The sequence below is a fragment of the Pseudoalteromonas luteoviolacea genome, assembly GCF_018100925.1.
GTDB lineage: Bacteria > Pseudomonadota > Gammaproteobacteria > Enterobacterales > Alteromonadaceae > Pseudoalteromonas > Pseudoalteromonas obscura.
Genome location: NZ_JAGJEH010000004.1, coordinates 526,885 through 539,257, shown reverse-complemented (window position 1 = coordinate 539,257; position 12,373 = coordinate 526,885). Strand labels below are relative to the sequence as shown.

At 41.7% G+C, this 12,373-nt stretch carries 12 protein-coding genes; 10 read left to right on the top strand and 2 right to left on the bottom strand.

Annotation, left to right across the window (positions count from 1 at the left end; translation table 11 throughout):
* Positions 1-121: 121 nt before the first annotated feature.
* From J8M00_RS11445 to J8M00_RS11430, 4 genes are all read left to right on the top strand, one after another.
* Positions 122-1,009 (top strand): ABC transporter six-transmembrane domain-containing protein, encoded by an 888-nt coding sequence (locus tag J8M00_RS11445; protein WP_211010367.1) that lies wholly within the window; start codon positions 122-124, stop codon positions 1,007-1,009.
* The gene (locus J8M00_RS11440) at positions 999-2,150 is read left to right on the top strand and encodes an efflux RND transporter periplasmic adaptor subunit (protein WP_211010366.1); all 1,152 of its coding nucleotides are present in this window, start codon (positions 999-1,001) and stop codon (positions 2,148-2,150) included. The genes J8M00_RS11445 and J8M00_RS11440 overlap by 11 nt, the downstream gene beginning before the upstream one ends.
* Positions 2,147-5,236 carry an efflux RND transporter permease subunit gene (locus tag J8M00_RS11435; protein ID WP_211010365.1) on the top strand — a complete coding sequence of 1,030 codons (3,090 nt, stop codon included), beginning with the start codon at positions 2,147-2,149 and terminating at the stop codon, positions 5,234-5,236. The genes J8M00_RS11440 and J8M00_RS11435 overlap by 4 nt, the downstream gene beginning before the upstream one ends.
* Positions 5,237-5,317: 81 nt before the next feature.
* Complete coding sequence (locus tag J8M00_RS11430; RefSeq protein ID WP_211010364.1) at positions 5,318-6,217, top strand: helix-turn-helix transcriptional regulator; 900 nt, start codon at positions 5,318-5,320, stop codon at positions 6,215-6,217.
* Here J8M00_RS11430 and J8M00_RS11425 read toward each other — a convergent pair.
* A complete protein-coding gene (locus tag J8M00_RS11425) occupies positions 6,207-7,103 on the bottom strand; it encodes a LysR family transcriptional regulator (protein ID WP_211010363.1) in 897 nt (298 codons plus the stop codon). The two genes, J8M00_RS11430 and J8M00_RS11425, sit on opposite strands and share 11 nt — an antisense overlap.
* A 152-nt stretch (positions 7,104-7,255) precedes the next feature.
* Here J8M00_RS11425 and J8M00_RS11420 point away from each other — a divergent pair, with 152 nt between their 5' ends.
* The 6 genes from J8M00_RS11420 to J8M00_RS11395 all read left to right on the top strand — a co-directional run bounded on the left by J8M00_RS11420 (position 7,256) and on the right by J8M00_RS11395 (position 11,820).
* Positions 7,256-7,867 carry a glutathione S-transferase family protein gene (locus tag J8M00_RS11420; protein ID WP_211010362.1) on the top strand — a complete coding sequence of 204 codons (612 nt, stop codon included), beginning with the start codon at positions 7,256-7,258 and terminating at the stop codon, positions 7,865-7,867.
* A 16-nt stretch (positions 7,868-7,883) separates the two neighbouring features.
* Positions 7,884-8,249 (top strand): nuclear transport factor 2 family protein, encoded by a 366-nt coding sequence (locus J8M00_RS11415; protein ID WP_211010361.1) that lies wholly within the window; start codon positions 7,884-7,886, stop codon positions 8,247-8,249.
* Positions 8,250-8,267: 18 nt separating this feature from the next.
* Entirely contained in the window at positions 8,268-8,468 is a 201-nt protein-coding gene (locus J8M00_RS11410) for a tautomerase family protein (protein WP_211010360.1), read from the top strand.
* Between the two features lie 284 nt (positions 8,469-8,752).
* Positions 8,753-8,983, top strand: coding sequence for a hypothetical protein (locus J8M00_RS11405; RefSeq protein ID WP_211010359.1), 231 nt, complete (start codon positions 8,753-8,755; stop codon positions 8,981-8,983).
* A gap of 138 nt (positions 8,984-9,121) precedes the next feature.
* Complete coding sequence (locus tag J8M00_RS11400) at positions 9,122-9,340, top strand: DUF6500 family protein (protein ID WP_211010358.1); 219 nt, start codon at positions 9,122-9,124, stop codon at positions 9,338-9,340.
* A gap of 296 nt (positions 9,341-9,636) precedes the next feature.
* Positions 9,637-11,820, top strand: coding sequence for an OsmC domain/YcaO domain-containing protein (locus J8M00_RS11395; protein WP_211010357.1), 2,184 nt, complete (start codon positions 9,637-9,639; stop codon positions 11,818-11,820).
* 66 nt (positions 11,821-11,886) lie between these two features.
* Here the strand turns inward: J8M00_RS11395 and J8M00_RS11390 are convergent, their stop codons facing one another.
* Positions 11,887-12,213, bottom strand: a complete 327-nt coding sequence (locus J8M00_RS11390) for a hypothetical protein (RefSeq protein WP_211010356.1) — start codon at positions 12,211-12,213, stop codon at positions 11,887-11,889.
* Between the last annotated feature and the right edge of the window lie 160 nt (positions 12,214-12,373).

Genomic DNA, 12,373 nt, shown 5'->3' with positions numbered 1-12,373 from the left:
CCCCCATGTTTTACGATTCATTGTTGATAAAGCCGATGGGCATTGAAAACAGCAAGTGAGGACACTTTTTACTTTTTAGAATTGGTCATAATTCTGCTCTAGAAGTACTCAGGAGCATAATATGTCCATTCAAAACTCCATTTCACTTTGGTCGGTGGTGAAATTAAGCCCAGTTAAAGTTGCCATTACTTGGTTAATGGTAATAGCTGAAAACATCCTTCTTATTTTACTGCCATTATTGATCGGTTATGCAATCGATGGTGTGTTGGCGCAAGATACCACGCCCCTACTAGGGTTTGCTGCCAGCTTACTTGGTTTAATCGTCATCAGCGTGATGCGTCGTTTTTACGATACGCGGGTATATGGTGATATTCGCGTTAAGCTGGCCGAAACCGTAGCGCACAATTTGAGAGGGGCGGATGTTTCTGCAAAAAATGCGCGATTAACCATGTCGAGAGAGCTAGTCGACTTTCTTGAAAACGACTTACCCGCTTTGCTGACGGCCGCGATTCAATTAGTATCCATTGTTATTATATTAGCTACATTTCATGCGTATTTTGCACTGAGTGTGTTGATAGCTAGTATTGCCATGTTACTCGTCTACGCCTGTTGTCACGGGACCTTTAAGCGCTTAAACGGCAAATTAAATGATCAAACGGAACAACAAGTCAAAATATTAAGCTGCAAACCGTTTGCAGCATTGAGCGCTCATTTAGAAAAACTAAAAAAGCATGAGATTGCCCTTTCAGATACAGAGGCTTTGGTTTACGGCTTTATTTTTGCGCTGTTATTTATGTCGGTGCTTGGCAATTTATGGCTCGTAAACTTGCTCCCAAACCCAACCACTGGAGAGGTTTTTTCTATCCTCACTTATTCTCTCGAATTTGTTGATACAGCAATTATGTTGCCTGTAACACTGCAAGTTTTGTCACGTCTAGAGGAGATAACACAGCGCCTCAACCGAAATGAACAAGTACTCACAGAAAAGGAAATTGGCTATGAAGTATAAGAATATAATGGCAATTGGCGCAGGGGTTTGTGCGATATTTATGGCGCTAATCGTGGTGGATGAACTCGCTATTGAAGCACCAATTGCAAAAACAAACCACAGCATTAAGCAACCAGTATCAACGACAACGGTAGTAGCTCAGCCTCATACACCATCACTGGATTTAATTGGTAATACACGTGCTCGCTTTTTGACACAGTTAAAAGTAACGAGTGAAGGGCAATTAGCATGGCTGGATACCGAGTTAGAGCCGGGAGCGCTTGTGACAAAAGCGACGCCGTTGGCAAAGTTAGATACAACTCACCTTGAGTCAGAATTGGCGCAGGCACAAAGTCGTGTGTATCACTCCGAGTTGGCATTGGAGCAACAGCTTCACGAACAGTCCGTTGCCTTGAGTATGTTATCGAGTAAAAACCAGAGCAGTTTTGCCAAGAGAGAGCCGCAAGTTGCGGCAGCAAAAGCGGATTTGAGTCAGGCAAAGCTGATGCTCAAAAGTATGCAAAAGCGTTTTGAAGAAGCGCAAATTGTTGCCCCATACGATGCTGTAATTTTATCGAGAGCCGTGAGTCCTGGCGACTGGCTTAGCGCAGGAGAAGCGCTATTTGAAGTCGCGGCAAGCGACAGTATTGATGTGGTTTTACCCATTTCTGAACCAGTTTGGCGCAGGCTTAAGCGCCAGCTGCAACATCAACAGCTTGAAATTAGCGTGACCGACCGCTCTGGCGGTAAATGGCCTGCCCAAGTCAGGTATATTGCGCCTCGCATGGACCTAACAACTAGGCAGCGACAGTTAATTTTAAAAGTTGTGGATCCGTATGAACTGAAGGCACAGCTCATGCCAAACCAGCCTGTGCGGGTGAGTATTGGCTTAGCTCAAGAGCCACAGTCCTTTAAAGTGCCACAAAGTGCATTAACCAGAGATGGCTTCGTTTGGACTGTAGATGCTGCCGGTACTTTGCAAAAAGAGTCAATTGAGATCCTTTCTAAAAGCCACACACATACCTACATTCGCTTTAATCAAATAAACGATAGTACTACTAAGCAAGTAGTGGTTTATCCGCTACTCAGCATGGTTGTTGGAACACAAGTCGAAGCGCTTTCAAATCAGGTTCAACTTGCAGATAACGGAGGTGCTCGATGAGCTGGCTAACCAAATGGTTTATCGACAACACGGTGGCAGCAAACCTATTGATGCTGGCGATTATCGCCAGTGGTGTACTCGCGTTAGGGCAGTTAAGGGTTGAGTCCTTTCCGCAGATCCCGCCATCAACCATCACCATTACAGTGCCTTATCCCGGTGGTACAGCTGCGCAAATTGATGAGGGTATTACGCAGCGAGTTGAAGAGTCAATAAGCGGAGTTGCAGGCATCAAGCAAGTTGTCAGCCAGTCAAGTGCAGGGCTTTCGACAGTGACCGTTAGAAAGACCACTGATACAGATATTGATACGCTTTTGAATGATATCCGAAATCGTGTGAATGCCATTGTGAGTTTTCCCGAACTTGCTGAAAAACCCATTGTTGCCAAAGATGAATTTACTAATTTGGCTGCATTTGTGATCGTGTCAGCGCAAAGAGAAAATAGCAGTTTGCAACCAATTGCGAGGCAAGTTGAAGTTGCGCTAAAAAAGCATGTGGATATTTCTCGTGTCGACAATTGGGGAAGCCGCAGTCCCCAGCTAGTGATTGAGCCTAATCCAATTAAGATTGCGCAGCTAGGTATTACTTTAGAGGATGTGGCGTCGGCAATAGAGCAATTCTCATTGGAAACAAGAAGCGGTGAATTAGAAAGTGAGAGTGGCCGTTTGCTGCTGCGGGGCGATGGCTTTGCAGATAGTGTTACAGCGCTTAAAAACGTGCCTGTTGTCGTAAAGGCGACTGGAACAATACGCGTTGCGGATATTGCACACGTCTATCGTGATTATCAACAAACAGGTTCAATTGTGCGCAATAATGGACAAAATGCCATTGCGTTATTAGTGAGTACGAGTCAATCGGACAATCTGTTACATGTGAGTGCAGCGGTGAACGACACGTTAGCACAATTGCGCCGTCAGCTGCCCGAAGATGTCCATCTCAATACTATGGCGGATATGGCCCCTTATATTGAAGAGCAGCTTTTTAGATTAGGTAACAATGCGTGGCAAGGTTTACTCATTGTAATTGTATTGCTGGGGATCTTCTTAGATTTAAAATTAGCGTTTTGGGTATCTGCCGGTATTCCAGTTGCGCTTTTTGGTACTTTGGGAGCGTTACAACTGACCGACCACAGTATTAACGATATCACCTTATTTGGCTTTATTCTGGTGCTCGGTATACTGGTTGACGATGCTGTGGTGGTTGGTGAGGCTATATACGACAAGCGTGGCACCTGTAAAAATGGACAAGTAGCTGCGTTTAAAGGTGTGCAGTCGGTATCTGTCGCTACAATATTTGGCGCCCTTACTACGATTGCTGCTTTTTCTCCGATGCTTTGGATCGATAACGATCTTGCTAAGTTATTAGCAGGTTTTTCCGTGGTGGTGATAATAGCACTGCTGTTTTCATTGATTGAAAGTAAGTTCATTTTACCTTCTCATTTAGGCGCTTCCGCATACAATGAGCAATCAAACTCATTTATCAGCCGAATACAGGAAGGCGCTCAAACTTGGCTTGCAACTGTGAAATCGCGGCTCTACTTACCAATATTGGGTGTTTCAATTCGTTATAAAGCAGCTAGCATCTTATTTTTTACAGCGTTTATTACCCTTGCATACGGCATGTGGTCAACAGGGACCATCCGTAGCTCGGTGTTTCCTGAAATCCCTGGGCGATACATTACGGCTAAAGTGTCTTTGCAAGATGGTGCGCCGTTACAATTGCAGGAAAAAGCATTGGAACAATTGGAAAGTTCGGCCAATCAAGTTGCGAATAAATTGCAATCCGAGTTTCAACTGACGTCTAAGCCTATCGTAAATTTACTCGGATGGTCAGATGGTTATGGCGATATTGAAGTGACTGCTGAGCTTACCAGTGAGTCTTTGAGTACACTACCCAGTTATCTTCTTACGGATACTTGGCGCAAACAAACTGGCATTATTGAAGGCGCTTACTCTGTGCAATTTTCCGCAGCAGAAGCCCCTGCAGGCGGTACTTTTATTTCTATTACGGCCCCCGAAAAAGCAATCGCAAAGCAAGTAAGTTCTATGCTTTCTGACGTGCTGGTGTCACAAGCAGGAGTATCTGATATTTATGACGACGCAAAAGGTGGTCAGCTGCAAGTACGAATTGTGCTGAATGATTACGGTCAACAGCTTGGTTTGACTCAGCATCAAGTTGCAAAGTTTGCCGGAGAAGCATTTGGGCAAAGAGAGGTACACCGGATATTGGATCAAGGACAAGAAACCAAAGTGTTGGTTAGGTATGCAAGACATGAGCGGCAAAATTTGGCACAACTCAAAGCCAGTTTACTAACTTTGAGCAATGGCGATAGTGTTCGATTAGAAGATGTTGCAACATTTAGTTTCGAGCAGGTGCCAGATGTATTACATAGAAGGGACAGAGCGCAAGTTGTAAACATTTATTGGAAACAAGATCGGCATATTCAATCTCCTGAGGAGGTGATGGCTAAGCTGCAAAGCGAAATTAGCCGTTTAGAGCACGTATTTCCAAGTGTAAAAATTAAAGCTGGTGGCGAGTTTGAAGAAATAACCGCAGTGTCCAAAGGATTCAAGTCTGCGATGTTAATGACGATAATCTTGATTTATATCTTGTTGGCAATCCCGCTTAAGTCGTACTGGCAGCCATTGATTATTATGGCGGTTATTCCCTTTGGATTTGCTGGGGCCATATTTGGCCACTACATAATGAACTTGCCGATCAGCTTATTGTCGATGTTTGGTATGATGGCGATGACAGGGATCGTGGTGAATGACTCTTTGGTCTTGATCACGCGTTTTAATCACTTATACCGTGGTGGCATGTCACTGGATGACGCTTTACGTCAAGCTGGAGCAAGCCGATTTAGGGCGATATTTTTAACCACAATAACTACCGTATGTGGTTTGTTACCACTACTCTTTGAGCAAGCAGAACAGGCACAGTATTTAAAACCTGCGGCGGTTGCTCTGGTTTTTGGAGAGTTGTTTGCAACGTCTGTGACACTGATATTAATTCCTGTATTACTTGGACTTTTTTGTCGCAAGCAGCCTAAAAGTCGAGATGTGTTGTTGGCAGAGCAAACCGCTTAACTACAATTGCTTACAGGCTGTTATTTGCATTTTTTGAAATAGCGCGCGATAGTTGTGGCTTTCGTTACAACTATCGCGCTTATGTCAGAAAACAAACCGACACCATTTATTTTGGTACCAGAATACGCTTTATTGGAATCCTTACCAAAGAATCTACAAACGCGTTTCGTGACTGCACTCAAATTAATGCATGAAGACCTTGCGTCTGGTTTATGTTGGGAACAAATAGCCACGCAAAGTGCGATATCTCCTTTTCATTTCCATCGCCAATTCTCTGAGTTATTTAAAGAAACGCCTGGGCAATACCTGAGTCGAGTACGCTTGCAATATGCTGTCCATTATATTTTCTCGGAACAGGACTATAAAATTATCGATATAGCTCACGAGTGTGGATTTGCGTCATCTCAGTCTTTGGGTAAGGCTTTAAAAAATGCTCTGGGTTTAACAGCAAAACAGATCCGCGCCATGGGCGTGACAGGTACGCCGAGGCAGACGGCCGAAATACTTGCAAAGCTTGCACATCCTGATGAATGCGGTTCTTTAGAAAATAAACTCGCTGAAAATTTACCCTGCGAGTTGGTCTGGTATCCGCAAAGAGGTATGAAATTACTACCAAACATTAGCACCGAATGGGACACAATTTTTGAAACACTTGGTGAGAGATCAACACGAATCATGGGGGTGACGCCCGTCAACCAGCTAGAAAATAGCTGGCAAGATATCAAAACAAGCATAGGGGATTGGCAAGTTTGCGCATCTGAACACACAATTTCCTTGCCCGAAGGCCATTATTTTTGTTGCGATGTATATATTGTATCCGACGCAGGCTACAGTGTTGCACTAGAGCAACTTTTCAAAACCATTGAGTCTGCTGGATATCAGTTAGATCCAAATGGTTATTTTGTCGAAATTGTACGCGATATAGAAATGACGGTAACTGGTGGTGTTACTTTTTCCTTTCAAGTGCCTGTCATGATGTAATGTGGTGGGCTGTTAAACTGGCAAAATGCTGCTCTAGCAACGTGATACAGGTGAGCACTGTGTCAGGCACAAAATGTCTTGCTGGATACAGCGCGTACAGAGTCAAGTGTGGCTTTTTACAGTGCCTTAGGAGCTCAACCACATCCCCATTTGCAAGTGCTTTATCACATACAAAGTCAGGTAAAAAACCAATACCATGACCTGCTTTAATGGCTTCTAGCATAAATGGTGTGCTATTTACTTTTAATGAGCCACTGATAGCTATGCCGTTTTCGATAGGCCAAATGTGTTTGTTTTTAAAGTAAGTATATTCAAAACAATTGTGCTCTTGTAGATCTGCGGCTTCAACAATGTCTGAATGGTTATCGATATACTCGGAGGATGCACAGATTTTATAGCTAAATTGAGTGAGTGGCCTGCCTACATAATTTGAATCAAGTAACTTGCTTGTTGCACGAAACCCAAGATCGAAGCCGTGCTCAACAAGGTCAATATCTTCATCACTTAAATGAATATCTAACTCAATGTATGGATGTTGGCGCATAAAGTTGTTGAAAAACTCGGCCAATAAAGTGAGACCAAGTGCCATTGGTACATTCACCTTGAGCTTTCCTTTTACCACATTTGTGTGTGATTGAATGCGAGAGTCTGCTTGAGCAAGTTTTGCCAGAATATCTTTTGCGCTAGTTAGGTAGGCTTTCCCTGCATGAGTCAAAGTGAGATTACGTGTCGTGCGGTGCAATAAGCGTACACCCAAGTGTTGTTCGAGCTTTGACATCTCCTTACTTACCATGGATTTGGTCGTATTTCTTAATTCTGCCACGCGGGTAAAGCTTTCATACTCTGCAAGGTCAACGAATATTTCTAATGCACGTAATTTATCCACTTTTAAACTCCTCTACACTGTTTCCTTGTGGGAAACATATGGTTCGTATTGTGACTATATATAAGACAGTTGAGTTTTTCTACACTGGCTTTAAGAAATTTGAAGTGGTTTCAATTTCAGGACTATAGACAAACGTAGAGGAAGAAAAGCGTATGTATACCCTATATTTTATGCCCGGTGCTTGTTCGCTAGCTGTGCAGGTCGTTTTACGAGAACTTAAGCAAAAGTTCACATTGATCAATAAGTTAAAGACAGAGAATTTTACAGCGATAAACCCGCTTGGTAATGTGCCTGCGTTAGTGACACATGACAAGGTATTGACAGAAGGGGCAGCGATTATGCTTCATCTTATTCAATCACATCCGAGCAGTTTTTGGTCATCAGATCCCAAAGAACAGCAACAAACCATAGAGGATCTGATGTTGGCCAATGCCACTATGCACCCAGCCTATGGCCGATTGTTTTTTGCTACGCACAATATTGAAAGTGTGAGCGAGCGGGAACATTTTTTGAAGAAAGCAGCTGAGCAGATCAGTCTGGTGTGGCAATCTGTTGGGGTGAGGCTTGAATCTCGGGCGCATCTCGGTCCATTTCTAGGTGGCCAGCAACCTAGCGTAGCAGACATATTTTTAACCGTGTATGCGAGCTGGGGAGCGCATTTTTTTGTCGATATTCAAATTCCAGATAATGTACAACAGATGTTGGATAAAGTGAGAGAGCGAGACTCATTTAAAGCAGCTGTTAGCGCCGAACAGTCCAACTAACTCAAGGGCGGCTTCAATGAATAATAAAGATAACTTTGCAGAGATTGACAAGGTAAATGACGTGATAAAGCGCTATTGCGATGGGTTGTACTACGCAGATGTAGAAAAATTACGTGATATTTTTTGTGAGTGTGCAGTGCTTAAAGCGCCAGAGATAAGGCGAACAAGAGAAGAATGGCTAGCTTTGGTCAGTAGGCGGCCCGTGCCTTTTGAGCAAGGAGAGCAGTACAACTACAAAGTCATTTCGCTCGATATTGTTGGTGAGCAGGCTTTGGTTAAACTCTATTGCCCTCTACTTGGGCGTGAATATGTGGATTTTTTAGGTTTATTGAAAGAGCTGGGGCAGTGGCGCATTGTCAATAAAATGTATGCTGATATCTAAATATTAAAGGAGAACAAAGTGCCGTATATCAATATTAAAGTGACAAAAGAGGGTGTCACGAAAGAGCAAAAACAGGCGTTAATAAGTGGTGCAACACAGTTAATGGTATCTGTATTGAACAAAGTACCCAGTACGACTTTCGTTGTGATTGATGAAGTAGAAACTGACAATTGGGGTATCGGCTATGATCAGGTTTCTGTTCTGAGGGAAAAGAAATAAGGGGTGTATTGTTGAATGGCGGAAAGTGAATAGTGCATTTTTATTTTAATTAATGTCTGATTTATTATGGATTTTGGCTATTTATTTGAATTTATTATAGAGTTTTGAATTTGTTAAAAATTTTCACATTGGAAAAGGTTGCTTTTTTGTTGTTAAAGTGTTGTTTTTTCTAAGTGCTTGATTTTAATTTTTATTATTGTTTTTTAGGTTTAACAAGGGAAGGTTGAAATCGTTAAGATTTAATGTATTGTTTTTATCGAACTTAAACCATAAGGATTAATGAAATGAAGTTAAATTTAAAAAAGAAAAGTTTTAAATCTCTAAGTGCGAATAACCAAAATATTCCAAAGCATGCAACTCCTGCAATTGGTGGTGGCCGGTTTTCAAATTATTGCAATAGCAATAACTTAGGTGCATGTACGCAGCATTGCTATTCTAAAACCTTAAATGATACGTGTAACTCCAACTATGTTACCTTTAATGGAACGGGCTGTTGTGAAACAACAATATGCTAACCCAGTAATATAAAAGTGTGGGAGTTGTAAATGGCTTTGGTTGTTTGCAAGTCCCATAAATACTATTTTTATTTAATATTTATTATATTCGCGTATAATTTTATCCCTATATCAGATGTAAGGTATAAATGGATAATAATGAGAGAAAGCCTGAGAGAGAAAATTGTACAAGTCTGCGACCAAAAAATAGAGAAAAAGGGGAGCAATGTTGGCGTTTCCTTTTACGCTTTTTTTGCCAATAAAAATAGTGATCCAGAGTTACTGATGGAAGCCGCAACTTGGTGGATTCAAACTCACCGGTTAGATCATTTTGAAAAAGCGCACAAGATTAAAGACATGGTGTTACAAGGTTTGTAATGTACACGGCCACACGTTTTGTGGCTTTATGTGCTGCAAGCTGCACTCAATGTTACCAATGTGAATGTAAGAGTTGCTGAGTAAGAAAAGAAATAACAATAGCTGAGGAGGAATTTCACCCATTTCAGTCACAGAAACCTGCCAAAACATCATTTATTTTTCCTTATCTGCAATTAACCCAAGACTATTGGCGTGAAAAAGAAGATAATTACACAGTTAAGATAATTTTTGCTACCGAGTTACTGAGGAAGTCACCTTAGTTCTATGGTAGTCGCACAAAACTGTGGAAGAGTTCAATGGAAATTAAAGTTAATTTTCTCGACAATCTTAGACTTGAAGCCAAGTTTGATGATTTTAGTGTTATTGCTGATCAGCCTATTCGATATAAAGGTGATGGCTCGGCACCTAGTCCGTTTGATTATTTCTTAGCTTCATCAGCACTTTGTGCGGCCTACTTCGTAAAGGTTTACTGTGTTTCGCGAGACATTCCGACAGACGGCATTCGTGTTTCTCAAAATAATATTGTTGATCCTGAAAACCGATACAATCAAATTTTTAAAATTCAAGTTGAGCTACCTGAAAGCATTTCTGAAAAAGACAGAAAGGGCATTTTGCGATCAATAGACCGCTGTACTGTGAAAAAAGTTATTCAAACTGGCCCTGACTTTCAAATTGAAGACGTTGAAAGTTTAGATGATGATGCGCAAGCAATGTTAATGGTTAAGCCCGAGCAAGAAGCAAACACCTTTATCCTAGGTAAAGACCTGCCTTTAGAGCAAACGATTGCTAATATGACAGGGATTTTAGCCGATTTAGGTATGAAAATTGAAGTTGCTTCATGGCGTAACATTGTACCAAATGTTTGGTCATTGCATATCCGAGATGCGGCATCTCAAATGTGCTTTACCAATGGTAAAGGGGCGACAAAAGAAAGCGCACTTTGCTCTGCATTGGGTGAGTTTATCGAGCGCTTAAACTGTAACTTCTTTTACAACGATCAATTTTTTGGCGAAGAAATCGCAAACAGTGACTTTGTTCATTACCCTAATGAAAAATGGTTTAAGCCGGGTCCAAATGATGCGCTTCCAAGTGAAATCTTAGATCAATATACGCGCGAAATTTATGATGCAGATGGTGAGTTAAAGGGCTCAAACCTAATTGACACAAACTCGGGTAATGTCGAGCGCGGGATTTGCTCTATTCCATATACTCGCCACTCAGACGGTGAAACGGTTTATTTCCCGTCTAATTTGATTGAAAACTTATTCTTAAGTAATGGCATGAGTGCTGGCAACAACCTAGCTGAAGCCAAAGTACAGTGTTTATCTGAGATTTTCGAACGTGCAGTTAAAAAGCAGATCATTGAACAAGAAATTGTTTTACCTGATGTGCCAGAAGATGTACTTGCCAAATACCCTGGTGTTGTTGATGGTATCAAAGCGCTAGAAGAGCAGGGCTTTCCTGTCGTTATTAAAGATGCATCTTTAGGTGGTCAGTTTCCTGTAATGTGTGTCACCTTGATGAATCCGAAAACTGGTGGTGTATTCGCTTCGTTCGGTGCACACCCAAGCTTAGAAGTTGCGCTTGAACGCAGTTTAACTGAGCTACTGCAAGGCCGCAGTTTTGAAGGGTTAAACGATGTACCTCGCCCGACATTTAACAGCATGGCGGTATCTGAGCCGGAGAATTTTGTTGAACACTTTATCGATTCAACGGGTGTGATCTCATGGCGCTTCTTCAGCGCGAAGAAAGATTATGACTTTGTTGAGTGGGATTTTTCCGGGACTAACGAAGAAGAGTGCGACAAATTATTTGCGATTTTAAAAGAGCAAGGTAAGGAAGCGTATGTCGCAGAATTTACCGACTTAGGCATTGCCTGTCGTATTCTGGTGCCAGGGTATTCAGAAGTATACCCTGCGGAAGATTTGATTTGGGATAATACCAATAAAGCGCTGCAGTATAGAGAAGACATACTTAATCTGCACAGGCTTTCAGATGAGCAGCTAGCTGATTTAGTCAATCGTCTAGAAGAAAGCCAGCTGGATAATTATACCGATATCATTACGTTAATAGGTATCGAGTTTGATGAAAACACGGTATGGGGTCAGTTAACCATCCTTGAACTCAAGCTGCTAATTTATTTGGCACTGGGTGATTTAGAAGAAACAATGGATTTGGTTGAGTCTTTCCTTCAATACAATGACAACACAGTTGAGCGTGGTTTGTTCTATCAAGCGATGCAGACTGTTTTAGAAATAGCCCTTGATGAAGAGCTTGAGATTGAAGATTATATCCATAACTTGTCACGTATGTTTGGTCAAGAAATCATGGACAATGTGATTGGCTCGATTAATGGTGATGTTAAATTCTATGGCTTAACAGAAACCAATACTCAACTGAAAGGGTTGGACAAACATCTTAAGCTAATTGAAAGCTATACCAAGCTTCATAAAGCACGAGCTGCTTTGGCTGCTAAGTAACTAACAGCAAAATTAGAAAGCCTGCGGGGTTATTGACGCAGGCTTTTTTTGTATTTGGATAACGTTTTATTCTCCGCCACCGCCACCGCCACCGCCGCCATCACCGAAGCTCGAACTAGTGCTAGAACTATTGCTGCTGGAGTCACTATCCCCAGAGGGCTTATTTTTCTCTGACCCATATATGAAAGGGCTGCCTGAATGACTGCCATTTCCACTGTTGCTCATATAAGAAGCAGATTGCGCTTTACTGTTTATAAACAGTTTTATAATCATGGTAAGAGAAAGTGTCGCGACTACAATTGGGCTGATCACACTTTGAATAACTGAATTAGATTCGAGATCTACAAAGTATAAGGCAATAGCTACGCCTACAATATTAATAATCCAGAACATAACAACTCCTGTATTGTGCTTTTAACTAAATTTTCTCCCCGTTTTGATGGGGAATTCATTCTTCTATTAATCAAAAAACAGATATTCCGTTTGATATGTGTGTTTTTCACACTAACAGGGTTTTTCATAAATTACAAAAAGTGCACAACGTGGGGCTATT

What these genes read in the sequence shown, in the direction of transcription:
- J8M00_RS11445 (WP_211010367.1), top strand. Translation starts at nt 122, where the DNA reads ATGTCCATTCAAAACTCCATTTCACTTTGGTCGGTGGTGAAATTAAGC.
- J8M00_RS11440 (WP_211010366.1), top strand. Translation starts at nt 999, where the DNA reads ATGAAGTATAAGAATATAATGGCAATTGGCGCAGGGGTTTGTGCGATA.
- J8M00_RS11435 (WP_211010365.1), top strand. Translation starts at nt 2,147, where the DNA reads ATGAGCTGGCTAACCAAATGGTTTATCGACAACACGGTGGCAGCAAAC.
- J8M00_RS11430 (WP_211010364.1), top strand. Translation starts at nt 5,318, where the DNA reads ATGTCAGAAAACAAACCGACACCATTTATTTTGGTACCAGAATACGCT.
- J8M00_RS11420 (WP_211010362.1), top strand. Translation starts at nt 7,256, where the DNA reads ATGTATACCCTATATTTTATGCCCGGTGCTTGTTCGCTAGCTGTGCAG.
- J8M00_RS11415 (WP_211010361.1), top strand. Translation starts at nt 7,884, where the DNA reads ATGAATAATAAAGATAACTTTGCAGAGATTGACAAGGTAAATGACGTG.
- J8M00_RS11405 (WP_211010359.1), top strand. Translation starts at nt 8,753, where the DNA reads ATGAAGTTAAATTTAAAAAAGAAAAGTTTTAAATCTCTAAGTGCGAAT.
- J8M00_RS11400 (WP_211010358.1), top strand. Translation starts at nt 9,122, where the DNA reads ATGAGAGAAAGCCTGAGAGAGAAAATTGTACAAGTCTGCGACCAAAAA.
- J8M00_RS11395 (WP_211010357.1), top strand. Translation starts at nt 9,637, where the DNA reads ATGGAAATTAAAGTTAATTTTCTCGACAATCTTAGACTTGAAGCCAAG.
- J8M00_RS11390 (WP_211010356.1), bottom strand. Translation starts at nt 12,213, where the DNA reads ATGTTCTGGATTATTAATATTGTAGGCGTAGCTATTGCCTTATACTTT.